The 23,452-nt window shown below is 62.6% G+C and carries 18 protein-coding genes and 1 pseudogene; 6 read left to right on the top strand and 13 right to left on the bottom strand.

All coding sequences use genetic code 11. From position 1 onward, the window contains the following. Positions 1-163: 163 nt before the first annotated feature. Positions 164-1,636 carry a mannitol dehydrogenase family protein gene (locus tag M0D43_RS12065; RefSeq protein ID WP_260807225.1) on the top strand — a complete coding sequence of 491 codons (1,473 nt, stop codon included), beginning with the start codon at positions 164-166 and terminating at the stop codon, positions 1,634-1,636. A 226-nt stretch (positions 1,637-1,862) separates the two neighbouring features. On the opposite strand, the gene M0D43_RS12060 is transcribed toward M0D43_RS12065, so the two are convergent. The 3 genes from M0D43_RS12060 to M0D43_RS12050 form a co-directional block, all read right to left on the bottom strand. Continuing rightward, entirely contained in the window at positions 1,863-2,252 is a 390-nt protein-coding gene (locus tag M0D43_RS12060) for a bleomycin resistance protein (RefSeq protein WP_260807224.1), read from the bottom strand. Between the two features lie 25 nt (positions 2,253-2,277). Further along, entirely contained in the window at positions 2,278-2,613 is a 336-nt protein-coding gene (locus tag M0D43_RS12055) for a hypothetical protein (protein WP_260807223.1), read from the bottom strand. Between the two features lie 73 nt (positions 2,614-2,686). Then, entirely contained in the window at positions 2,687-3,106 is a 420-nt protein-coding gene (locus M0D43_RS12050) for a hypothetical protein (RefSeq protein ID WP_252164809.1), read from the bottom strand. 237 nt (positions 3,107-3,343) lie between these two features. Here M0D43_RS12050 and M0D43_RS12045 point away from each other — a divergent pair, with 237 nt between their 5' ends. Continuing rightward, positions 3,344-3,502 carry a DUF2256 domain-containing protein gene (locus M0D43_RS12045; RefSeq protein WP_260807222.1) on the top strand — a complete coding sequence of 53 codons (159 nt, stop codon included), beginning with the start codon at positions 3,344-3,346 and terminating at the stop codon, positions 3,500-3,502. Positions 3,503-3,707: 205 nt separating this feature from the next. Here the strand turns inward: M0D43_RS12045 and M0D43_RS12040 are convergent, their stop codons facing one another. From M0D43_RS12040 to M0D43_RS11995, 9 genes and pseudogenes are all read right to left on the bottom strand, one after another. Then, entirely contained in the window at positions 3,708-4,745 is a 1,038-nt protein-coding gene (locus tag M0D43_RS12040; RefSeq protein WP_260807221.1) for an SMP-30/gluconolactonase/LRE family protein, read from the bottom strand. Positions 4,746-4,955: 210 nt separating this feature from the next. Then, the gene (locus tag M0D43_RS12035) at positions 4,956-6,146 is read right to left on the bottom strand and encodes an endo-1,4-beta-xylanase (protein ID WP_260807220.1); all 1,191 of its coding nucleotides are present in this window, start codon (positions 6,144-6,146) and stop codon (positions 4,956-4,958) included. A gap of 618 nt (positions 6,147-6,764) precedes the next feature. Next, the gene (locus M0D43_RS12030) at positions 6,765-7,652 is read right to left on the bottom strand and encodes a hypothetical protein (protein WP_260808266.1); all 888 of its coding nucleotides are present in this window, start codon (positions 7,650-7,652) and stop codon (positions 6,765-6,767) included. Between the two features lie 369 nt (positions 7,653-8,021). After that, a complete protein-coding gene (galB, locus tag M0D43_RS12025; protein ID WP_425510703.1) occupies positions 8,022-10,766 on the bottom strand; it encodes a beta-galactosidase GalB in 2,745 nt (914 codons plus the stop codon). A gap of 65 nt (positions 10,767-10,831) precedes the next feature. Beyond that, a complete protein-coding gene (gene uxaC / locus M0D43_RS12020) occupies positions 10,832-12,250 on the bottom strand; it encodes a glucuronate isomerase (RefSeq protein ID WP_260807219.1) in 1,419 nt (472 codons plus the stop codon). A gap of 40 nt (positions 12,251-12,290) precedes the next feature. Further along, positions 12,291-13,265 (bottom strand): endo-1,4-beta-xylanase, encoded by a 975-nt coding sequence (locus M0D43_RS12015; RefSeq protein ID WP_313905544.1) that lies wholly within the window; start codon positions 13,263-13,265, stop codon positions 12,291-12,293. 101 nt (positions 13,266-13,366) lie between these two features. Further along, a pseudogene (locus tag M0D43_RS12005) lies at positions 13,367-13,642 on the bottom strand (MFS transporter); the annotation flags it as partial. A 75-nt stretch (positions 13,643-13,717) separates the two neighbouring features. Further along, complete coding sequence (locus tag M0D43_RS12000; protein ID WP_260807218.1) at positions 13,718-14,707, bottom strand: endo-1,4-beta-xylanase; 990 nt, start codon at positions 14,705-14,707, stop codon at positions 13,718-13,720. A gap of 9 nt (positions 14,708-14,716) precedes the next feature. Next, positions 14,717-16,210 carry an MFS transporter gene (locus M0D43_RS11995; protein ID WP_425510702.1) on the bottom strand — a complete coding sequence of 498 codons (1,494 nt, stop codon included), beginning with the start codon at positions 16,208-16,210 and terminating at the stop codon, positions 14,717-14,719. Positions 16,211-16,489: 279 nt separating this feature from the next. Between M0D43_RS11995 and M0D43_RS11990 the strand changes: the two genes are divergently transcribed. From M0D43_RS11990 to M0D43_RS11975, 4 genes are all read left to right on the top strand, one after another. After that, positions 16,490-19,423: a TonB-dependent receptor gene (locus tag M0D43_RS11990; protein ID WP_260807217.1), complete on the top strand. Its 2,934-nt coding sequence runs from the start codon at positions 16,490-16,492 to the stop codon at positions 19,421-19,423. A gap of 99 nt (positions 19,424-19,522) precedes the next feature. Then, positions 19,523-21,010 (top strand): MFS transporter, encoded by a 1,488-nt coding sequence (locus tag M0D43_RS11985; protein WP_252164800.1) that lies wholly within the window; start codon positions 19,523-19,525, stop codon positions 21,008-21,010. Positions 21,011-21,043: 33 nt separating this feature from the next. After that, entirely contained in the window at positions 21,044-22,078 is a 1,035-nt protein-coding gene (locus M0D43_RS11980) for a glycoside hydrolase family 43 protein (RefSeq protein ID WP_260807216.1), read from the top strand. A 337-nt stretch (positions 22,079-22,415) separates the two neighbouring features. Next, on the top strand, positions 22,416-22,949 hold the full coding sequence (locus M0D43_RS11975) for a lipocalin family protein (RefSeq protein WP_260807215.1): 534 nt from the start codon (positions 22,416-22,418) through the stop codon (positions 22,947-22,949). A gap of 75 nt (positions 22,950-23,024) precedes the next feature. Here the strand turns inward: M0D43_RS11975 and M0D43_RS11970 are convergent, their stop codons facing one another. After that, a complete protein-coding gene (locus M0D43_RS11970; protein WP_029820796.1) occupies positions 23,025-23,378 on the bottom strand; it encodes a ribonuclease E inhibitor RraB in 354 nt (117 codons plus the stop codon). Between the last annotated feature and the right edge of the window lie 74 nt (positions 23,379-23,452).

The following is a 23,452-nucleotide window of genomic DNA, read 5'->3' as shown; positions in this document are numbered from 1 at the left end:
AAAGCCCCTTTCTCTCGGGGCGAAGAGGCACCGCTTGCGCGCGATTGGCGTGCGTGCCTTGGAGCGCCAGCGGCGCAAGACGCGGGCCTGGGCGCGGAGTGGGGTTGGCACGCGGCGACGGGTACCGAAAGACCTTGCAGCACATCCTTCGAATTGAACACTTATGTCGATCACACGACTCTCCACCACGACCCTCGCCCAGCGACACAGCGCCGTCCTGACGCCCAACTACAATCGCGAACACACACGTATCGGCATCGTGCATCTCGGCGCAGGCGCCTTCCATCGCGCCCATCAGGCCGTCTACATCGACGACCTGCTTGCCGAAGACCCGAACTGGGCGATCAGCGCCGTCTCGCTGCATAGTCCGCAGGTGCGCGATGCCTTGCATCCACAGGATGGCCTTTACACCCTCGTCCTGCTCGACGAACACCCGCAACTACGGGTCATCGGTGCCATCCGCGAAGTCCTCTGCGCCGCCGACGAGCAAACAGCCGTGCTCGCGCGGCTTGCCGATCCTGGGGTGCGCCTGGTTACGCTCACCGTCACCGAGAAAGGCTATTGCCTGGCCGGCGACACGCTTGACCTCATGCATCCCGACATTGCGCACGACATCGCCAACCCCGCAAGCCCACGCAGTGCCATCGGCTATCTGGTTGCAGGGCTGCAGCAGCGCATGCACGACGGCACCGCGCCGTTCACCGCGCTCAGCTGCGACAACCTGACCGACAACGGCACGCTGCTGCAGCGCGCCGTTGTACGGCTTGCAGAACAGACCGACCCCGCGCTCGCGGAGTGGATCGCGCAGCACGCCACTTTCCCGCGCGCCATGGTCGACAGCATCACGCCCGCCACCGATGACGCGCTGCGCACGCGCGTACATGATCAGCTCGGCGTGCACGATGCATGGCCCATTCAACGCGAGCGCTACAGCCAGTGGGTGATCGAAGATCGCTTCTGCAACGGACGCCCTGCATTCGAACGCGCGGGCGTCACCCTGAGCGAAGATATCGCCGGCTACGCGCGCGCCAAGCTGCGCCTGCTCAATGCGCCGCACTCCGCGCTGGCGTATCTCGGCAGCCTGCTGCAGCTGGAGACGGTAGCCGACGCCATGCGGCACACCGCACTTGCTGCGTTCGTCGAAACGCTGATGCGTGCGGAGATCGCCCCCACCCTACAGCCCATGGAAGGCTTCGATGCGCAACGTTACAGCAATGCCATCCTTGCCCGTTTTCGCAATCCCGCCATCCGCCACCTGCTCGCCCAGATCGCCTGGGACGGATCGCAAAAAATTCCGGTGCGACTGCTCGGCACGATCGGTGATGCCCTCACTGCCGGCCTACCGATCCAGCGCTTATGCCTGGCGGTTGCCGCGTGGCTACACTTCATCCGCAGGCGGGCACATGACGGCGTACCGCTGGTCGATCCGTTCAATGACGTTCTCAGTGCGCTTGGACGCACAACGACTGGCGATGCGAGTCATGATGTCGCTGCGTTTCTGACGCTGGATGCGGTGTTCGGATCGTTGTCCGCAGACACGCGCTTTGCTGCCTGCGTGCAGACGGCTTATGCGGCGCTGGGCGCTGCCACCCCGACTGACGTGACAAAGGCACTTGGATCGATGCATAAGGTGTAAGGCCGTGCAGAAAACGATGTGGCTGCGACAATGTCGACGCGCCGTTCGCTGCATCCAATAAAAGCCGTGAAGTCTGGTCTGTTGCAGGCACTGTGGCATTCACGTGTCCGCAGTACCCCCGGGGGCGAGCAAGGTGCGCAGATAACATGATGTATCGCAAGGGACTGCAGCGCGTTGGCTGCAATGGCGCGAGTCCGCGCCACACTCATCTGCGCACGCAACTGCATCACCCGGACGCGATCACCTGCCCAATGCGCAGCAGATTGCCGCTCTCGTCAACAAGCGCGAACTCCCGCATGCCCCAGGGCTTGTCGCCGACCGGATCGAGCCGTGGAATGCCTCGCTCAGGCAGCGCGGCGACCTTCATCGCTGCGTGGATGGCATCCACATCGCCTACCCGGATGTAACAACCCGCATAACAGTCGGCAGGATCCAGGTCAGGATGCGCGAAAAAGTGCAGCTCCACATCGCCACGTCGCACAATGGCGTAACCGGCATCGTGCGGATGTGCACCGCCGACAAATCCGAGTCGCCGATAGAACGCCACCGTCTGCGCGATCGACCGGCTCGGCAGGGTTGGGATGGTTCTCAGATCTACGTTGATGCTGGTTTCCATCGCCAAGCTCCGAGGTGTCCAAGCTTCACCGTCGCACGCTGGCGACGACAGTTGCACAACCAGTTTGTCTGACATACCAACTCAGCTGGCGCAGATAGCCGCCAATGCAGCAGCTGAAAGCGCAACCCAACGCAAGCGCCAGCTTACCGCCCCACCGCATGCAACTCTGGCGGCAACCAGGCATCAGCCTACCCAGCACCATTGCGCCAAACTGGCCTGCCAGCGCATAAGCAAATACATCCAGGCCCAGCGTATCCAGCACTGGCACCAGCGATGCGAGTTCCGGATTCGAGGCGATACATGCAACGACCACTGCGGTCAGCGCGAAGAGTAGCTTGCGGTTCCACTTGATTCGCCACATATGTGAGTGCTCAATGGGAGTTACAGGTTCGTTCGCACACGCATCTCAAAAGACATTGCGGGCCGATGCGTAATCACATCGCATTCGGTTGCTTGACGCTACGTTTTTCTGAGAGACGTATCAGTACCACGATCAGCAGTGCCAGAAAGCTTAACTCCCAAACGTAGAAGGCCGCGCCTACCCGGTCGATTATCACTTCGTGCCCGGCTTCGTTCTTCAGATAGCGCGTGGCACGAAAGGTATCCATGCCGATCAGACATGCCGAAAGAAGCAAGCCCAATGTTGTTCTATCAGCTTTGAAGAAGTAACAGAGCCACGCACCGAAAAACAGCAGATTGCTCAGCCAAGCGAAGCACTGGCTGTCGAACACCTGGATCCAGCCGAACATGAGCAGGACGACACCGCTCACTTGCTCTGCACCACCATGCAATGCAGGCAGACAGAGTGCGGCAATGTACAGAAGCGCCGACACGACCAGCAGAAATGCTTTCACGAACGTCCTTGTTTGAGAGGGTGAGCGTGCCCGCGTAGCGCATCCCGATGTCGGGGACCTGTCGCCAAACCGCTTCCTGCGGACTATAACAAAGCACGTGCACTTGCACCCCAACGCCATCTACCACCGTGGCCCGGGCCGTTGCCTGTATGAAGTCCGAGACGGATTTCCGCATTGAACGACGCCATGACATGCTTGCGCTCCGTTCACCGACACATGCTTCAGATCTTTCGACCTATGGCGATGCGCAAAAAGCAGGATCTCCCGCAGAAGGTCTGCGTGCAATGCGGGCGGCCGTTTCGTTGGCGCAAGAAGTGGGAGCGTGTGTGGGATAAGGTGAAGTACTGCTCGGACCGATGCCGGGGCGACAGCAAGCGTCACGGCTCCACACCTTAGTCGGCACTCCCTCAGAGCAGGCCGGGTGCCTACACGTCACTGGCGTGTGTGCTGCCCTCCTCTGAGCGCAGCATGTACTGTCCAACGCGCTGCGACGGTGCGGCCCGCGACGAAGCGACGACAGACCAATCAAATGCAAGCGCCGCTAGACGCCTGATAGTTTCTCAGCGAAGGCAAGGCGATGCCGCCGCATCGCCGCGATCATCTAACGCACGAACTGCAACCCCATCGACTTCACGCGCACACGCGTCAGCATCGCGTGCGACGTCATGTAGAGCGTGTGGCCATCATTGCCGAAGGCACAGTTGGAGACGGCATCGCCGGTGGCGATGCGGCCCAATCGCTGTCCGGCGGGATTGAACACGATCACGCCGCCGGGGCCGGTGGCAAACAGGGTGCCGTCGGCAGCCACGGCCATCCCGTCAGGCAGACCAGGCACATCCTTGGCAATCAGGTCGGACGCATCGGCAAACACGCGCTTGCCGGTGACAACGCCCTGCGCATCGAGTGCGTACGCCATCCAGATCGGGCGTTGCGGATCGGAATTGGACACGTACAAGGTGCGCGCATCCGGCGACAGTGCGATGCCGTTGGGAAAGCTCAGACTGTCGTCCAGCAGATGCACGCTGCCATCGGTGTCCAGTCGATAGACGCCGTTGAAGCGCAACTCCTTGACCGGGGACTTATCCAGCTCCTTCAGCCCGTACGGCGGATCGGTGAAAAACACCATGCCGTCGTTACGACGCACGATATCGTTAGGGCTGTTGAAACGATGGCCTTCGAAAGCGGTCGCAAGCGGTGTCTTCTTACCCGTGACCGGGTCGAGCCTGGCCAAGATGCGCGTGCCGGAATCGGCAAGCAGCACGGTGCCGCTGGGCTCGGCGTACAGCCCATTGGCGCCGGCTTCGCGCAGCGTGGGCAGCTCCGGGCCGGTGTAGCCAGAGGGCGACAGCAAGACCGAGAGGCCAGCCGCTTCGGACCAGCGATACAGCTTGTTTTCCGGCACATCGGTGAACAACAGATAGCCGCCATTGCGCACCCATGCCGGGCCTTCGGACCAGGTAAAGCCTTCGGTGAGCTTCTCGATGCGCACATCGCTTGCGACCACATCACTGAAGCTGCGGTCGAATGTCTGCAGCTGGCCAATGGCCGGAAACCGCGGCGTCGGTGGGGTCTGCCTGGTGCATGCAGCAAGCACCGCCAGCAACGGCACGGCCAACACCAGATAAGGCGGCAAGCGCATAGGTCAGTCCTGTCTCACGGTTGGCGCATGATGCCATCATGCGTGTGCGAGCTACTGCGTAGCCCGGCAATCAATACGTCGCGCGCGGTCATCAGGCGCGTGGATGGCGCGCAGAAACCGCAGTATCGCGTGACATCCGCCGAGCAGCGGCCGCGCTCGCCTGACGGTAAGCACGGTTGTATCGCGAGCTTCTCTGAGGCGTCGCAAACGCTAGCGTGCGCCAGCGGCCGTGGGCACCGCCAGCACCGCATCCAACGCCGGTTTGGGCTGATGATTGCGATCGAACAGCAGTGGATAGTTGGTGCGGCCAGGTACCGGATAATCGTTCTTCCAGGACATGCCGTCGCTCACGCCCCACACGCTGACGCGCGCGAGTTTGTCGCGCTTGCGCCAGAACAGCGCGAACAGTTCGGCGTAACGGTCGCGCAGCTGCGCCTGCACATCGGCAGGCAAGCCATCGCGATAAGGATCGAGAAAGCGCTTGAATTCCGGCAGTTGAAACTGCTTGTGCGCCATGCCGGTGCCGATCACCTGGCCCTCTTTGGTCAGCGGCAACACGTCGATGTCCAGCTCGGTGATCATGACCTTGATGCCGAGTGCGGCGTAGGCATCGATCGCGTCTTCGATATCGCGCAGGCTCGGGTAATCCAGCCCCCAATGGCCTTGCATGCCCACGCCATCAATGCGGACACCAGCCTGCTGCAGCATCTTGACCATGCGCACGATGCCCTCGCGCTTGGCAGGCCGCCAGGCATTGAAGTCGTTGTAGTAGAGCTGCGCATCCGGCGCATAGCGCTGCGCGAACGTGAAGGCGTTGCGGACCACGGTGTCACCATCGCCAACGCGCTGCACCCAATTGGTTGAACGGTAACTGCCATCTTCGTCGATGATTTCGTTGACCACATCCCAGGCCTGCACCTTGCCGGTGTAGCGCCCGGCCACCGCTTGGATATGTGCGCGCATGCGCTCTACCTGCTGTGCCGGCGTATTGGGCTGACCATCGGCGGTAGTGAAAAACCAATCCGGCGTCTGGTTGTGCCAGACCAGGGTGTGACCCACCACAAACATGTGCTGCGCAAGCGCGAAATCAACGAAGGCATCTGCGGACGTGAAGTCGAGTACGCCACGACGCGGCGCCACCGCTTCGGCCTTCATGACGTTCTCGGGCGTGAGCGCATTGAAGTGGCATGCGACCAAGGCCGCGGACGCGGCATCGTGGCCGGAGACGATCTCGGTATTGACGGCCGTGCCGATCAGGAACGCATCGGCATACGCCTGCCTGAGCGTCTGCTTCGGACAGGGCGCGGTGGCGACCGGCGACGACGGCGCAGCGCTGGCGATCGCGCTGTTGCCCAGCATGCCGGCCAGCAACAAGAAGGACAACCGATGACGTGCGGACATGGCAGCAGCTCGATGAGGAAAGGGAGGGCAGACCTGGCCGGAACGCAGGGCGACGCGCGAGTGCAGCGTGCGTCTGCGGGGGATGCGCAAGGTCATGGCACAGTCCGCCTACGGCAGGCGATGGCGGTGATGCAGCATAGCCGCTTCCGTTTCACACGCCAGCGCCGACCCGCATCGACGCGCAGGATCACGGAACGTCTGTGGTGGCGTCGATCATCGCGGGACAGTTTGCGCATCGGCGGCAATCGCATCCGTCCGCACGCCTGCATGGTCAGCGCGCATCAACTGCGGCAGCGCCTGGGCGCTATCGACAGCGCAGGCGCAACATCGAGCGACACAGAACAGGCGTTGCCAACACCACTACCCGCACCCACACGGCTTGCCGGATCGTGCGTGCAAGGACTTGCTTGGTGCGAAAGGCTTATGCGGCGACGCAGCACTCAAAGTGGTGTAGTGGCGTGTGGTCAGGATGTTCTGCTCGAACGTTTCAACGACGTTGCCCAGGCAAGTCGGGGCATTGTGTGTCCGCCAACGCACGCCGGAGGCAGGTGCAGCGACGGAATCCCTAGAACAACAAACGCCCGGGAAGGCCAGCGCCTTCCCGGGCGTTGTGCAGCATCAGTTGCTTTGGGTGAAGGCGATGCGGGGCGACGAACCACCGGAGGCCGTGCAGCTGCCAGGCGTCAGGTTGTTCTGTTCGAATGTGGTGCCGGCATTGCCAAAACACGTCGTCGCATTGGTCGTACCGTCGTTGACGGCCACGTTCACCGTGACACGCGAGCCGCGGTTGAACGACACCACCGGGTTATCGCTGCCATTTCCGAAGATGTTGAATTCGGACTGCCGCCAGATCTTGTTGATGTTCAACGTCGAAGCGGGCTGATTCACGCTATACCCCTGGCCGTTGACGGAGAACGACACCGTATCCACGCCACCGGCAGTCGCCGAGCCGGTCAGCGTGATGTTGCCGATGCTGGAGACCGGCACCAGCGGTGCACTTACCGCATTGCTATTGCGATAGCAGGCGTTCTGGCCGGGATAAGCGTTCCAGCCGGACGGGCAGCCGACCGAGTTGTACTGCGCGGTCGTGCCGGCGAAGAACCAATCCTGGATGAAGACGATCGGAGTGCGGCCATTGCTGGCGTCGCCGTCGCTGTCGGTGGAGTAGATGAACTGCTCCCAGGTCTTGCACGAGGAATAACCGAACTGCGAGCAGGTGGTGGGATGACTGGCGATGTCGGTATTGATCTGCATCGAATAATCGGCCACGCCGGTGGTCACACCACTCACGCTCGGGAACGGGCCCACTGCAGAACGTGTGAGACTGCCGGTGCGCGCGGCGTAATCCATACTGCTGCCGACCGTGAAGGCCCCATCGGTCCGGGCAGTGGTGCGTGCGTTGCCATTGGTGGCGGCCGGTGGCACCGACACCAGCGTCGGCGTCGGCCCACAACGCGTCGCCTGCCAACCCATGTTCGGAAACGCCGAACGGAAGCAACCGTCCATCGACGGCGTTTGCTGTCGGATCGTCGCGTCCCAGGAGGACATCGCCTCGGTACGGCCGGCGGCGTTGATGGCCGAGCTCTGCGTCGCGGCCGCTGCACTGGCCACACTTCCGATGATGCAGGCGTGCGTAGGAACCCATCGGCGGCACCGACATCGAGCACGCCACGCGGTGGCGCGACCGCGTTGGCTTTCATCACGTTTTCGCGGGTGACGGCATTGACGTGGCAGACCATCGACGTAGCAGAGGCGGCCCCGTTACCGGACACTGTGGGCACTGACAACAGGAACCAGCAAAAAGCCAGGCGCAGACGCATGCGTGAGCGAGGCGCTGGCGGTCTCGCACGCCGTGTCGTTTGAACTGTATCTCCATTACTGCAGCACCACCTGTGTTTGCGCGGCTTGCAGCGTGTCCGCTTCCACATGCACGGTGATCGTGCCACGCGCCCCAGCATTCGCACGCACGACGACCAGGCACAGTCCGTTGAAGGCATTGCGTTGCGACGAAACGAACGATTCCAGATTGGTGGGATCGCCGTTGTCGGTCGCCGCCAGCACGCCGGGACCTTCGATGCGGAAGCGCAAGCGGTCGCCCGCAGTCGGTGCAGGACGTCCATCGCGATCGAGCAGGCGCACGGTGATGAAACTTAGGTCCTGTCCGTCGCTTCGGATACTGCTGCGATCCGGCATCAGTTGCATCCGCGCGGCGCGGCCCGCAGTCTGCACGCGCTCGCTTGCCCACGGCTTGCCGTCTTTATACGCCTGCACGCGCAACTCGCCTGGCTGGTACACCACCGCGTCCCAGCGTAGTCGGTACTGCAGTGGCGCCTTGCGTTTGCGCCCCTGCGAAACGCCGTTGACAAAGAGCTCGGCCTCGTCGCCGGAGGTGAACACATGCACGGGCGTGACTTGTCCTTCGCGCCCTGGCCAGCTCCAATGCGGCAGCAAATGCGCTACCGGCACTTCCGGCCGCCAGCGCGATTGAGAGAGCCAGTAGCGGTCCTTCGGAAAACCGGCCAGATCGAAGATGCCAGAGTAGGAACTGCGCGAGCTGTAGTACGGCGTTGGCTCGCCCAGGTAATCGAACCCGGTCCAGACAAACTCGCCGGCGACGTAGGGGTGCCGATCCAGCGCGGCAAACACCTTGTCGGCACTGGAGCCGAAATCCACGGCATGCAGTTCGTAAGCGCTGACCTGATGTGCCACCGAATCGCCACCGCGCCCGTCGCGTACCGGCGCGCTACTCTCCGGGGTGACCGGAAACAGATACACGCCCCGACTGCTCAGTGCCGAAGCGGTCTCGCTACTGAGAATGGCCTTGTGTGGAAACCCTGCATGGAAGGCGGGATATTGCGGCTGTTTGCGAATGCGTTCGGTGCCCTCGAACTCGGGCGCATCGCGGATGCCCTCCCCTTGGTAATTGAGGCTGATGACATCCAGCGCAGCGGGCAGTGGCATTTCAGGCGAGGCGTAGTTCATCGCCACGGTGGCCGGACGTGTGGGGTCTTCTTCATGCACGATGGCGTGCAACGTGCGCGCAATCGCTGCGCCTTGTTCGCCGGTGTATTGCTCGCCGACCTCGTTGCCCACGCTCCACAGCATCACCGAAGGATGGTTGCGGTCGCGTCGCAGCATCGCGCGCAGATCGGCCGCGTGCCACTGCGGAAATACCAGGTGGAAATCCAGCGGCGTCTTCTTCATCTCCCAGTTGTCGAACACCTCATCCACCACCAGCAAGCCCATGCGGTCGGTCAGCTCCAGCACCTCCGGCGCAGGTGGGTTATGGCTCATGCGAATCGCGTTGGCGCCCATCTGCTGCAGCAGTTGCAGCTGCCGCTCGGCGGCGCGCACATTGAACGCCACTCCGAGCGCGCCCAGATCGTGATGATTGTTCACCCCGCGGATCGGCACGTGCTCACCATTGACCAGCAGGCCCTTGTCGGCATCGAATACGATGCTTCGGATGCCGAAACGGGATTGGTCGCGGTCCACCACACGCCCATGCTGGCTGACTTCGGTGATGGCGACATAGCGATGCGGTTGCTGCGTGGGTGGTGGCCCCCACAGACGCGGTGCCTCGATGCGGGCGCTGCCTTGCACGTGCGCGGTGCCGTTGGCAGGCACGGTGATTGGCTGAGCTGGAATGCGCGCGACCGGCTCGCCGCTGGGCATGCCGCTTTCATCGTCGAGTACATAGATCGCTGTACTCACCTGGCCCTGCGCGGCACGGTGTGCAGCGTTGTCCAGCGTGAGCGCCAGCTGCACCTGCGCAGACTCGGTCGATACGTGCGGGGTGATGAGCTGGGTGCCCCAGTGTGCGATGTGCAACGGTGCCGCTTTGGTCAGCCACACAGTGCGATACAGTCCGCCGCCGGGATACCAACGCGCCGACTCAGGCGGGTTGTCCAGGCGAATCGTCAGTTGATTGCGCTTGCCCGCAATCACGTATGGAGTCAGATCAACGCGCCAGGAGCTGTAGCCGTACGGCCAGCCGCCGACGAGCTTGCCGTTGAGCCAGACCGTGGCGTACGACATTGCACCATCGAGATCCAGAAACAGTATGCGGCCGCGATCGCTGGCGGGGACGTCCAGACTCTTGCGATACCAACCAATACCCCAGCTCGGTAAACGGCCCATGCCGCCGTATGGCCCATCCGCCAGGAACGGCCCGGCGATCGCCCAGTCATGCGGCAGATCCACGGTTTCCCAAGCGCTATCGTCAAAGTGCGGCAGCACGTACGCTACCGTGCTGCCCGGATTGCCGGGTGAACGTGTGTGCCGCTTGGCAGGGGCAGCGATCACGCTGTTGGCGGTCGGCAGGATCCACGTCATGAGCACCCGCACGGCGGCTGAGTCGAGGTGCTGCGCCTGCTCGGGTTGCGCATCGGCCACCTTGCCGTCGTCGCTGCGCAGCACGTTTGGGCGCACATCGTAGTCCAGGGTTTCCCGGTTGCCGGGTGGGTCGCCACGATGAAAGCGCCACTGCGCATTGAGCGAGATCCGCTCGCCAGACGTGTCGGCGATCGCTTGTGGTGCCGAAACCGCTGGCAGTGCGACGCAGAGCCAGACGGCCACTGCGCACGCATGTCGCGCGTAACGCGCGAGCGGGTGCCGCATCTACGGGTGGCACAGCAACTCTGCTGGCACATGTGCCAGCAGTGCTGCCGGGCCACGCGCGCGCCTCACAACTTGTACGCTTGCTTGGGCCGACGGTACGCCAGGTCGATCGCCACCTCGGTCGCCTCGTCTTCTTCCAGCCGATGCTCGGCAACGAGTTTGGCGAGGAAGGCGCTATCCACGCGCCGCGCCACATCGTGCCGCGCCGGAATCGACAGGAAGGCGCGGGTGTCGTCGTTGAAACCCACCGTGTTGTAGAAGCCGGCGCTGGCCAGGGTCTGTTCGCGGAAGCGCCACATGCCTTCCGGCGCGTCATGGAACCACCATGCGGGGCCGAGCAGCAGGGAGGGGTAATGACCTGCCAATGGCGCCAGTTCGCGGCTGTAGCTGGTCTCGTCCAGGGTAAACACGATCAAGCGCAAACGCGGGTCGTTGCCATGCCGATCCAGCAAGGGCTTGAGCGCGTGCACGTAGTCGGTGCGCATCGGAATATCGGCACCCTTGTCGCGTCCGTAACGCTCGAACAATTGACGATTGTGATTGCGGAAACAGCCTGGATGCAGCTGCATCACCAAGCCATCGTCCAGGCTCATCGCCGCCATTTCGGTCAACACTTGTGCGCGGAACACCTCCGCCTGTTCAGGCGTGGCTGCACCGCGCACCACGGTGTCGAACAGACGCTGTGCTTCGGCCGGCGACAAATCTGCGGTGGCCGCGCTAGGGTGCCCATGGTCGGTCGAGGTGGCCCCGTGCGCGGCAAAAAACGCGCGCCGCCGCCGATGCCCACGCAGGTAGCCATTCCAGGTGAGCACATCCTCGCCGGTGAGCGCACCGAACTGCTGCAATGCACCGGCAAACTGCTCGTGCTCCGGGTCCACTACCGGGTCGGGGCGATACGCCGTCACCACCCGTCCCTGCCAACCGCTGGCGGCAATCGCTGCGTGGTGCTGCAGCGGATCCAGCGGTGACTCGGTGGTGGCGATCACCTCGATATTGAAGCGCTCGAACAGCGCGCGGGGAAGAAATCCTGGTGTCTGCAGCGCAGCAGTGATGTGGTCGTAATAGTGGTCGGCGGTGCCGGCATCGAGTCGGATGCGTAGATCGAAGACATCGTGGAACACATGATTGAGCCACAGCGCCGACGGCGTCCCGCGCAACAACGTGTAGTGCTCGGCGAACACACGCCACGCCGCACGCGGGTCGACTGCTGCGCGCGTGCCATCGGCGCGCGGGATGCCGATCGCATCCAGGTCGATGCCTTGGCTGTACAACATGCGGAACACATAGTGGTCCGGCACCAGCAACAGCTCGGTGGCGTTGGCGAACGGCGCATTGGTAGCGAACCATGTCGGGTCGGTGTGACCATGTGGGCTGATGATCGGCAGCGTTGCAACCTGCGCGTACAGGCGGCGGGCGATCGCGCGCGTGCCGGGATCGGCCGGCAGCAAACGATCGGGATGCAAGGACAACACGGAAGAACGCATGATCGATATCAGCCCAATGGACGTTAGCAAGGGAGCCTGGTCAGGGCTTGCTGGCAACGTAGCTGCGTAGCCAGGTCAACGCCGGGCGTTCGCTGCCATCATAATTAATCAGATAGGCACCTTCGTTGTCGCGCCACAGACCGTGACGGAAACCCCACAGGTTCACACCGCGCACGGCCGGGTGCTCCCAGAACATCGGGAAGAAGCGCTGCCAGGCTGCCAGCTGCTGGGCATCGGTACGGCCATCCAGGTCGAACTCGGTGATGTAGATCGGCAACCCGGTGGATGCCAGCAGGTCGAGGTTGGCGCGCTGCACCGAAACTGGGGGGCTGTTGCTCGAGAGGTGCCCCTGGATACCGATCGCATTGATCAGGTGTTCTTGCTGCAGCAGCTGGATGGTGTGCAGATACTGCCTGGCTTGGTCGTTGTACTCGGTGACGTTAAAGTCGTTGATCATCAACTGGGTATGGGGGAAATACTTGCGTGCCAGGCGGAATGCCTCAAGCACCCAGTCCACGCCGGTTCCGCCGGTGCCGCCCAGTGCCTGCAGATAATTGCCCGTATCGCTGCGGCGATTGTCCGGCTGGTTGTGACCCGGCAGCGTCTCATTGGCCACCTGCATCAAATCGATATCGGGGTAGCGCTGTGCAATTGCGGCAAACCAATGTTCGATCGCAGCAAGCTGCTCGTTCGGTGGCAGGTTGCGCACCCACGTCGGCTGCTGGTCGCCCCAGAGCCCGACATGGAACTGGAACTGCATATGGTTACGCTTGGCAAGCTGGTAAGCCTCGTCGAGCGGGCCCCAGTTCATCTGGCCGCGCACGGCTTCAACGCTGCCCCATTTGCCTGCATTTTCGGGAACGTCGCCGTTCCAGTAATTGGTGAAACCCTGCGATTGCGTCGGGCTGTAGGCGCTGCCAAGAACGCGTTGCTTGCCAGCAGCGATGGGCCCGGCAACGGCGGACGCACATGCGCCCAGCAACAGCACGAGCGAAAGCGGATAACGTAGTTTCATAGTGGCATCCTCAATGATTGAGCGAAGCAGTCACGGAAAGGACAAGTGCGCTGGCGTGCGTCCGATCAACGCCAAAGTGCGCAAGGACCTGGGAACCGCGTCTAGGCCGGTTGCTCCAGTCGCGCCGGCTGCAGACATGACACCAGGCAGTGCACCACCGCCAGCGTCAGAATGTAGGCTCCAGCCCCCATTAAAAATACGGAAATGTAGCTGCCGGTGGCCTGCAAAACGAAACCAATGGGGGTCGTGATCAACACGCCGCCCACCGTAACGACCGCATGCCGCGGAAACATATCCGAAGGCAATGCGCGCAGAACCACCAGCCAGCCGTAATGCGTGGTAGCGGCCAGCCCGATCAGCGCGACCGACACCCACACGATGCGGTGCGGACATTGGCAGGCGGCCATGGCACGGGCAAATACGTGTGTTGGCACTGCGAGCAGCAGCAAGTGTCATGGCGCAGATGGACCGGGATGGGCAGCAACGTAATCACGCAGCCAGGTCAGCGCGGGACGCTCGGTGCCATCGGTACGGATCAGATACGCGGCTTCCTTATCGCGCCACACGCCTGGCCGAAATCCCCACAAGGTGATGCCATGCACTGCCGGGTGTTCCCAGAACACCGGAAACACACGCTTGTAGTCCGCCAGCTGCTGCGCATCGGTGGGCCCGTCCAGATCGAACTCGGTGATGTAGATCGGCAGGCCGGTGGCTGCCAACGCATCCAGATTGTCGCGATGCACGGACATCGCGACATTCGGCGTCGTCTCGAAGGCGTGCTCTTGGATGCCGATGGCATCGACCAACTGTTCGCGCTGCAGCAACCGCACGATCTGCAGATACTTCTGCGTAGCCTGCACGCTGTTGGTGATGCTGTAGTCGTTGATCATCAACTTGGTGTGCGGGAAATACTGGCGCGCAAGCCGAAACGACTGCAGCACCCATTCCCAACCGCTGTCGCCGTTGCCACCCAGCGCCTGCAGATAATTGCCGCCGCCGATGTCGGCCTTGCTGGGCGGGTCGTTGAGCGGTTCGTTCACCACCTCCAGCAGCGCGATATCCGGATAACGCTGCGCAACGGCGGCAAACCATTGCTCGATCTCGCGGCGCTGTTGAGCCGGCCGCAAGGTCTTGATCCACTCCGGCTGCTGGTTGCCCCACACCATCACATGCATCTGGAACGGCATGTTGTTGGCCTGTGCGAACCGGTACGCGGCATCGAGCGTGCTCCAGTCCATCTGGTCGCGCACTGCCTCCACGCTGCCCCATTTGCCGCCATTTTCCGGGGTGAGCTTGTTCCAGTACCGCGCAAACTCCGGCGCCTGTTGCGCCCCATAGGCGCTACCGAGGAACTTGGACGCAGTCGATGCCAGCGGTGCGGCGCAGACAGGTGCTGCCATGCCCACCATCAATAGCCCCAGTGTTACTGCGCGCATGTGCATGAGCTCACCTCAGGAAGATACCGGCGCTGGATTGGGGGGCAATTGCGCCGGCTCCAGCCGCGGCACCAGCGTGTGCACGACGGCCAACGCCAGCAGGTAGGCCGAGCCTGCCATGAGAAACACCGGCACGTAACTTTCAGTGGCCTGCAACAGGAAGCCGATGAAGGTGGCGATCAACATGCCGCCCACCGCACCGGCAAACCCACCGATGCCCACCACGGTGGCAACCGCATGCCGCGGAAACATGTCCGAGGGCAGCGTCAACAGATTGGCCGACCAGCCCTGGTGTGCGGCTGTGGCTAGCCCGATCAGCGCAACCGCCAGCCACAGATTGTCGGCACGCGCAGCGAACACGATGGGCACGACGGAAATTGCGCAGATCAACATCGCAGTCTTGCGTGCACGATTGACGCTCCAACCGCGCGCGATGAAGCGCCCGGCCACCCAGCCACCGGCAATGCTGCCGATATCGGCCAGCACGAAGATCACGATCAACGGTGCGCCCAACTGCAGCAGGCTCAAACCGTATTGGGCGTGCAGGAACTTCGGCAGCCAGAACAGGAAGAACCACCAGATCGGGTCGGTGCTGAGCTTGCCCAGCACAAACGCCCAGGCCTGCCGATGCCGCAGCACCTGCAACCAAGAGAGCCGGCGCTGCACCGGCTCATGCGCATCGCTGCGGATATGCGCCAACTCTGTGGCCGACAATCCGGGTTGTTGCTCGGGCGGGTGATAACTGAACCACCACACCGCCAGCCAGGTGGCACTGAGCACGCCAGTGAACAGAAACGCCGACTGCCAACCCCAGGCAGTGGCGATCAGTGGCACCAGCAACGGTGCCACGATGGCCCCGATATTGGAGCCGGAATTGAAGATGCCGGTGGCCAGCGCGCGCTCACGGCGCGGAAACCATTCGGCCACGGTCTTGAGCGCGGCAGGAAAATTTCCGGATTCGCCAAGGCCCAGGAAAAATCGTGCGATCGCAAAGCCCACCACGCTGGTGGCCAAGGCATGCCCCATCGCTGCCAGGCTCCAGATGCCGATCGCCAGCGCATAGCCGAGCCGGGTGCCGAAGCGGTCGATCACCGCGCCGCTGCATAGCAATCCCAGCGCGTACGCAGCCTGGAACGCAGTGACGATATAGCCATACTGGATTTCGTTCCAACCGATCTGCGTCTGCAAGAACGGCGCCAGCACGCCCAACACTTGGCGGTCTACATAGTTGATGGTGGTGGCGGCCAGCAGCAAGGCACAGACGCGCCAACGCACCCGCCCGAGCCGTGCCGACGCAGCGACAGGCGCAGCAGTGGGCACCTCGCTCATACGTGTGGCCTGCGCAACCGCGCCAGATGGTCGGCAGCCTGCGGGCATTGGCCGGTCTCGCTTCTGCGTGCGCCAACCGGGTAGCGGCCAGGCACGTCGCTGCCGCGTTCTTCGATTCGATTCATCGACCACTGCACCTGCACGAGGATGGCCTTGCGCCATAGATGATAGCGCTACCATTACCACGCTCCTGTGCTAAATCCATCGCGCAGTGCAGCACTACCTGCCCGTACGCAAGCCGCCAGGCACTCTGTGCAGTGCTTGCGGCAGCTGCTTGCGCTGTACCCAGGCAACTATGCTGCCCTGCAGCGTGATGTTCCGAATTTGGTAGCGCTAACATCGAGCGCACTGATCGTCCGTTTCCCCATCGCACCATCGTCGCGCCGCGCAACGGCAGCGGCACTCCCTGCGCAGGGGCGATGCGTGGGACATCTGCTACCTGTTAGGGAAGGGATTACGGTGAAGAACAGCTACGCACGAACCGCGTTGTCCTGCGCGTTGGGATCCACTCTGCTGGGCATGGCCAGCACCGCCGCCTGGGCACAATCCACCGATGCCGACAGCACTGCGCAGACGCCGCCAGCCAGTGCCGGCGACAACGATGCAGTCAAGCAGCTCGACACGGTCACTGTCTCCGGCTACCGACGCAGCATCCAGTTCTCTACCGATGCCAAGCGCGATTCGGTAGGCTTTGCCGACACGGTGTTTGCCGAAGATATCGGCAAGTTTCCGGACATGAACATCGCCGAGTCACTCAACCGCATCCCCGGCGTGCAGCTGGCGCGCGACGTCAACGGCGAAGGTCTCAACATCGCCATCCGCGGCCTAGGCACCAGCTTCACCAAGACCACGCTCAACGGCGCCAGCATCGCCACCGCCTCGATCGGCCTGAACGCGCAGAACCAGAACCGCGAAGTCGATTTGAATCTGTTTCCCACCGAATTCTTTACCCAGCTCACGGTGAGCAAGACGCCGACTGCGAGCATGCTCGAAGGCGGCGTGTCCGGTGTGGTGGACATGCGCAGCGCGCGCCCGTTCGATCGTCCCGGCGTGCACTTCACCTATCAGGCGCAGGCCGACTGGAACAGCACCAGCGAAAAGACCACCCCACGCGGCGCCTTCATGGGTAGCTGGACCAATGAGGAAGGCACCTTCGGCGCGCTGCTCGGTGTGGCGTCGGTGCGCAGCAAACTCGGCGTGCGTGGCTTCGAGAGTGTGGGCTGGACCAACCCCGGCCTCACCTACACGCAGTGCGGGCTCACTCCGCCCGCGGGCACGCCGGCGACCAATCAACCGACCGCGTGCAACGTCAACGGCGGCGGCAACTGGCGCATTCCCGACCGCGTGCCGGCCACTGCCGGCAGCGGCCTCACCACTGGCGAAACCATCGATGCTGCGTGGCTGCTGGCCCGCAACCCAGGATTGAGCATTGACCGGATCAGCGATGCCTTGATTCCGCGCCTTGGCCGCCAGGTCTACATGAATGGCGATCGCGACCGCGATGCGTCGGTGATGTCGCTGGAGTGGCGCCCCTCCGACACCATGCATTTCTACCTGGACACCTTGTACTCCGAAGCAAAGCGCACCACCGAGCGGATCAGCATGAATCTGATCGGCCGCAACGGCAACATGATTCCGCTCGGTATGCAGCTGGATCAGAACAACGTGGTAACCAGCGCCACCTTCGCCAATGCGCAGTACTTTCTGGAAGCGCGTCCGTACCGCGAGAACGTCAAGTTCTGGAGCGTCAATCCCGGTGCGGAATTGCTGTTTGGCGCCGATCAGGACATCAAGCTCAACGTGCAGGCCAACGCCACGCGCAGCTGGCTGGCACGCGAGTCGCCGAGCATCCTGGTCACCTCACCGTTCACCACCGTCGATTACCGCAACGAAGACGGCGACCGCCCCGACTTCAGTAGTCCGCTCGATCTCAACGACCCCAATCTGGGTTGGGGCTGGACCGGCGGCCGCGTCAATATCCAGAACGAAAAGCGCGTCACCGAAACGCGTGGCGCGCGCGCCGACCTGCAGTTCGGCGAAGACAAGCGCAACATCAAGATCGGTGCGGCCTACGACCAAGCCGAGCGCACCATCCGTGGCTTCGACAACAGCGTGGCCTGGGAACAGGTGGTATGCCGCGGCAATGGCGGCACCGTGTGCAATGGCGGCCCCGGTTCTGCGATCCCCAATTCGGCTCTGGCCAGCTATCTGCGGCCCGGACCGGATGGTTTTATCACCGCCGATTTCAACCGTTTCCTGGGCGACACCAACTATTACGCACTGCGTGATTCCGCGCCGGAAACCAACTCCGCCAACACCGGCGCCTCGGCCGGCGGCATCCGCGAAAAGAACATGGGTTTCTACATCGAAACCAATGCGGAAACCGAGGTCTGGAACCGCACGCTGCGCCTCAACGCCGGCGTGCGGTACGTGACCACCGACCAGACCATCACCGGCCCGGTCACCGTCAACGGCATCCGCACCGTGCAGGTGCTGGATTCGGATTACAAGGAAACCCTGCCCTCCTTCAACGCGGCCTGGGATGTGGCCGACAACGTGGTGCTGCGCCTGTCCAGCTCGCGCACGCTCACCCGCCCGGACCCGAGCGCGATGTTGCCCAACACCAACTTCAGCGACCCCTCCGCGCAGACTGCAACCCAAGGCAATCCCAACCTGGCGCCTTACCTGTCCACCAATGTCGACTTCGGCGGTGAGTGGTACACCGGCGGCGAAGGCTATGTGGGCCTGACACTATTCAACAAGCGCATCAGCGGCTTCACCGTCAACGGCGTACGTCGAATCCCGTTCAATGATCTTGGCGTGGCCTACGACACCCTGCTGCCGATCCAGCAGGCCGGTCTGGATCAGCGCGGTGGCCCCAATGCGGCTACCGTGGATGTGCAGACACAGGTCAATGCGGACGGTGTGCTCAACATCCGCGGCACCGAGGCCATCTGGGTGCAGCCGCTGGACAAGCTGATCGACGGCCTGGGCTTCAGCGTCAACTACACCCACGTCACCCAATCCTCCGAAGGTGAAGGCGTGCCGGCCGTGGCGGTCGGCGTGGCGCCGAACCTGTGGAACGGAACTGTCTACTGGGAAAAGAACGCCGCTTCGGTGCGCCTGTCCTACACCTGGAACGACGATATGGTGATTTCCGGCGCCAACCAGAACGGCATTCCGTACGCACGTCTGAATGCCGATGCACGCGGCCAGCTGGATCTGTCGGCCAGCTACACATTGGAGTCGCTGCCGTCCAAACCGCAGATCACCCTCAACGTCACCAATATCACCGACGAGCCGCTGCGCACCACCTATGCGTGGCCCAACGCCACCTACGATCTGTATGAGCCCGGGCGCACCGTCATGCTCGGCATCCGCGGTACCTTTTGAGTGTTGTCGTCATCGATCGCCAGACCTCCCAATGGCGACCGATGACGCCAATGCGCGCCGCGGCGTTTTCCGCAGCATTCTTCGAGTCCGCCCCACCTCATGAACGATCGGTCACAACAGCTCTCCGTGCGCGAAAAGATCGGCTACAGCCTGGGCGACCTGGCAGCCAATCTGATCTTCCAGACGCTGGTCACTTTCCTGGCGTTCTTCTACACCGATGTATTCCGCATTCCTGCGGGCGTGGCGGCCACGTTGATCTTTGTGGTCGGCATGCTGGGCGCATTCGTGTTCACGCCCATCATCGGCATCCTGGCCGACCGCACGCGCACCCGCTGGGGCAAGTTCCGCCCGTGGATCCTGTGGACAGCACTGCCCTTCGGTGCGTTGTCGCTGGCTGCCTTCAACACGCCTGCGCTCGGCGAACAGGGCAAGGTCGCCTACGCGTTTGCCACCTACACCTTGCTGATGCTCGTGTATGTGGCCAACAACTTGCCGTATTCGGCCTTGAGCGGCGTGCTCACCGGCAGCATGGAACAGCGCAACAGCTTGTCGGCGTATCGCTTTCTGGCGGTGACCTTTGCGCAGTTCATCATCCAGGTGCTGCTGCTGCCGTTGGTGTTGATCCTGGGCAATGGCGACAAAGCGCAGGGCTTTCGCAACACCATGGCGCTGTTCGCGGCGGTCGGCACGCTGTGCTTTTTGATCACCTTCTTCACCACGCGCGAGCGCGTGCTGCCGATCACCGAACAGCGCAGCAGCGTGCGACAGGACCTCACCGATCTGGTGCGTAACAAGCCGTGGCTGGTGATGCTGGCACTGACGATCCTGGTCTTCATCAATCTCGCCATGAAGGGCGGGATGTACATCTACTATTTCAAGTACTACCTCGACGCTGGCGCGTTGACCCACTTCCTGGACGCGGCCGGCTTCAACCGCTTCATCGCCGGGATCAACAGCGTGCTGACCGGCGCCGGCATGAGCGCACTGCAATGGCCGCAGGACGCACCAACCTCGGCCTTCAGCGTGTTCAGCGCCGGCGGCATCCTGGCGATGATCGTGGGCATCGGCTTCTCCAAACGGCTGGCCGACCGCTACGGCAAGCGCAACGTGTTCGGCGGCGCGCTGCTGACCTCCACGCTGTTCCTGCTGGCGTTCTACGTGTATCCGCCGACTGCGATCGGCTGGGTATTCGCCTCCTACGTGCTGCACGGCTTCTTCTACGGCATCACCATCCCGCTGCTGTGGGCGATGATCGCCGACGTGGCCGATTACTCGGAATGGAAGAACCACCGCCGCGCCACCGCGATCATCTTTTCGGCGATGTTGTGCGGCTTGAAGATCGGCCTGAGCGTGGGCGGCGCACTGGTCGCCGGCATCCTGGCGTTCTACGGCTATGACGCCGCGCTGCCGCAGCAAAGCGCGGCGGTCACCAATGGCATCCGCCTGGCCATCAGCGTGTACGCCGCGCTGCCGTTCTTGCTCGGCACCGCATTGCTGGCGCTGTACGAGATCGACAAGGCGCTGGAAACCCGCATCGAACACGAACTGGGCGTGCGCCGACAAACCACCCCACTCCCCCCCCTCTGACCTCCCATCCCAACTTTATGCACAGGTACGCGCATGTCCGATGAGCTGCAAGCCGCTGCACTGCAGGCCCTGGCGCGCACCGCCATTTCCGCACCGCTAGTCACCCACCTCTACACCGCCGACCCGTCCGCACATGTATTCGACGGTGTGTTGTATATCTATCCCTCGCACGACATCGATGCCGGCGTGGCCTTCAGCGACGATGGCTCGCATTTCGATATGGCGGACTACCACGTGTTGCGCATGGCGCACCCGGGTGCAGCGGTGGAAGACCTCGGGCAAGTGCTGCACGTGCGCGATGTGTCCTGGGCGCAACGGCAGATGTGGGCACCGGATGCCGCGCAGCGCAACGGCAAGACCTATCTGTATTTCCCTGCAAAACGCGCAGATGGCATCTTTCAGATCGGCGTGGCGGTGGGTGATCGCCCCGAAGGCCCGTTTGTCGCCGAGCCGCAGCCCATCGCCGGAACCTACTCAATCGACCCAGCCGTGCTTGCTGCCGACGACGGCGCGCATTACCTCTACTTCGGCGGCATCTGGGGCGGCCAGTTGCAGCATTACCGCGACAACACCTATGCCAAGACGCATCAGGAACCAGTGGGCGACGCACCCGCACTCGGCCCACGCGTAGCGCGCCTGCACGCGCACATGACCGAACTGGCCGAACCTGCCCGCGAAATCGTCATCCTCGACGAACACGGCACCCCGCTCCGCGCCGACGACCACGCCCGCCGCTTCTTCGAAGGCCCCTGGATCCATCAATACGCCGGCCGTTATTACTTGTCGTATTCCACTGGCGACACTCACCAGATCTGCTACGCCACCAGCGACTCACCCTACGGCCCGTTCACCTATCAAGGCGTACTGCTGGCACCAGTGGTCGGCTGGACCACGCATCACTCCGTGTGTTTGTTCGAAGAGCAGTGGTATTTGTTCTATCACGACAGCGTGTTATCTGGCGGGCAAACGCATCTACGCAGCATCAAGATGGCGCCGCTGGAGCACGAGGCGGATGGAAGGATCGCGACGATTTATCCGTATGGGGAAGATGCGGTGTCGCCTTGGTGAGTGCTGTTGGCAACCGAATGCCGGGATCCATCGAGACCTTTATCGCTGGACCGATCGCAGTGAAAGAAGGTCTCTTCACCTCGACGGTTCAAAGCAACTCGTGGTCATCACCACGCTGATTACCTAACCAGCGCTCACGCCGCTGATCGAGCGCGTCCCAGCCTTTGAATATCGCTGCATCGGGCTCGTGAACGCCGATGACTTGGCGAACGTCACCGTCATGCCGCCGGTACCAAGGCCAGTCTTGCGCCTGGGCTGGAACGACATCGCTTGAGCTCGCATCCAGAAGCAGTGCAGCTACGTATTGCTGATACGTGCCCTGTTAGGTGGAAGTGCCATGCGAGGTAGCTCGATGTTGTTGTTACTCACGCTCGCGGTCTACGGAAGTGCTGGCGCAAGCGATTCACGCGCTGCCCTGCCCCGCGCAGAGACCGTCGATGTGCCGCGTTTCATGGGCGACTGGTATGTCATCGCACATATTCCTACCCGTCCCGAGCGCAAGGCTTACGACGCGGTGGAGCGCTACGCGCTGCGACCGGATGGCCGCATCCAGACCACCTTCACGTTTCGCAAGGGCAGCTTCCAGGCGCCGCGCAAGTCTCTGCACCCGACCGGCCAGGTAGCAAAGGATGGCAATGGCGCACTGTGGAGCATGCAGTTCCTCTGGCCGTTCAAGGCCGAGTACGTAATTGCCTGGCGGGATGCAGGCTATACGCAGACCATCGTGGCGCGTAGCAAGCGCGATTACGTCTGGTACATGGCGCGCACCCCTCAGGTGTCAGATGCCGACTATCAACAGGCCGTTCAACGTATCGCCGCCATGGGCTATGACGTGTCACAGCTGCGCCGCGTACCGCAGTCGCAGCGCTGATGCGGTAACGCGGTAAGGGTGCAACGAGCTCAGCGATGCAGTGACTACATCGCAAGCTCTCGCCCACTGGCTACCTCAGGCGTCCTTGTCATCTACAGAAAACTCCCAGCCGTCATTCAAGCCACCCAGGGGCTTGGCCTCCACGGCCAGCTCCTCCTCGAACGCAGAAATCGCCTTGTGCGACGGGACCATGGTCGGATACACCGTCACATCCATCGGAAACGCGGTGTTTTCCGGATAGTGGCAGCAACGCACCTTTTGCTCGAAGCGCAGCAGCATCACCGAGAACTCCAAGGCCGACTCCTTCGTGGGGAAGACCACGGAGAACGCAATCTCGCGCGACTTCGACAGGTCCACGCCTTGCTGGGCAATGTGCCAGAGGGTGTCGCCGTTATCATCGTTAGGGTACAGATCCGGATTTCGTTGCATTGCGAATTCAATTTTTGCGACCAGTTGGCCGAGAAGGAATCTTAGTGCCTAGCTTGTGTGAGGTCTGTAATTAA

It is taken from the genome of Xanthomonas prunicola (genome assembly GCF_025266575.1).
Lineage (GTDB): Bacteria > Pseudomonadota > Gammaproteobacteria > Xanthomonadales > Xanthomonadaceae > Xanthomonas > Xanthomonas prunicola.
This window is presented reverse-complemented; position numbering and strand designations above follow the sequence as displayed.

Bases quoted from the DNA above. Each gene is read 5' to 3' on its own strand.
- M0D43_RS12045 (WP_260807222.1), top strand. From the start codon at position 3,344: ATGGCGATGCGCAAAAAGCAGGATCTCCCGCAGAAGGTCTGCGTGCAA.
- M0D43_RS12030 (WP_260808266.1), bottom strand. From the start codon at position 7,652: ATGGACGGTTGCTTCCGTTCGGCGTTTCCGAACATGGGTTGGCAGGCG.
- M0D43_RS12065 (WP_260807225.1), top strand. From the start codon at position 164: ATGTCGATCACACGACTCTCCACCACGACCCTCGCCCAGCGACACAGC.
- galB (WP_425510703.1), bottom strand. From the start codon at position 10,766: ATGCGGCACCCGCTCGCGCGTTACGCGCGACATGCGTGCGCAGTGGCC.
- M0D43_RS12035 (WP_260807220.1), bottom strand. From the start codon at position 6,146: ATGTCCGCACGTCATCGGTTGTCCTTCTTGTTGCTGGCCGGCATGCTG.
- M0D43_RS11980 (WP_260807216.1), top strand. From the start codon at position 21,044: ATGTCCGATGAGCTGCAAGCCGCTGCACTGCAGGCCCTGGCGCGCACC.
- M0D43_RS11995 (WP_425510702.1), bottom strand. From the start codon at position 16,210: ATGGTAGCGCTATCATCTATGGCGCAAGGCCATCCTCGTGCAGGTGCA.
- M0D43_RS12015 (WP_313905544.1), bottom strand. From the start codon at position 13,265: ATGAAACTACGTTATCCGCTTTCGCTCGTGCTGTTGCTGGGCGCATGT.
- M0D43_RS11970 (WP_029820796.1), bottom strand. From the start codon at position 23,378: ATGCAACGAAATCCGGATCTGTACCCTAACGATGATAACGGCGACACC.
- M0D43_RS11975 (WP_260807215.1), top strand. From the start codon at position 22,416: ATGCGAGGTAGCTCGATGTTGTTGTTACTCACGCTCGCGGTCTACGGA.
- M0D43_RS11985 (WP_252164800.1), top strand. From the start codon at position 19,523: ATGAACGATCGGTCACAACAGCTCTCCGTGCGCGAAAAGATCGGCTAC.
- M0D43_RS12040 (WP_260807221.1), bottom strand. From the start codon at position 4,745: ATGCGCTTGCCGCCTTATCTGGTGTTGGCCGTGCCGTTGCTGGCGGTG.
- M0D43_RS12060 (WP_260807224.1), bottom strand. From the start codon at position 2,252: ATGGAAACCAGCATCAACGTAGATCTGAGAACCATCCCAACCCTGCCG.
- M0D43_RS12000 (WP_260807218.1), bottom strand. From the start codon at position 14,707: ATGCACATGCGCGCAGTAACACTGGGGCTATTGATGGTGGGCATGGCA.
- M0D43_RS12055 (WP_260807223.1), bottom strand. From the start codon at position 2,613: ATGTGGCGAATCAAGTGGAACCGCAAGCTACTCTTCGCGCTGACCGCA.
- uxaC (WP_260807219.1), bottom strand. From the start codon at position 12,250: ATGCGTTCTTCCGTGTTGTCCTTGCATCCCGATCGTTTGCTGCCGGCC.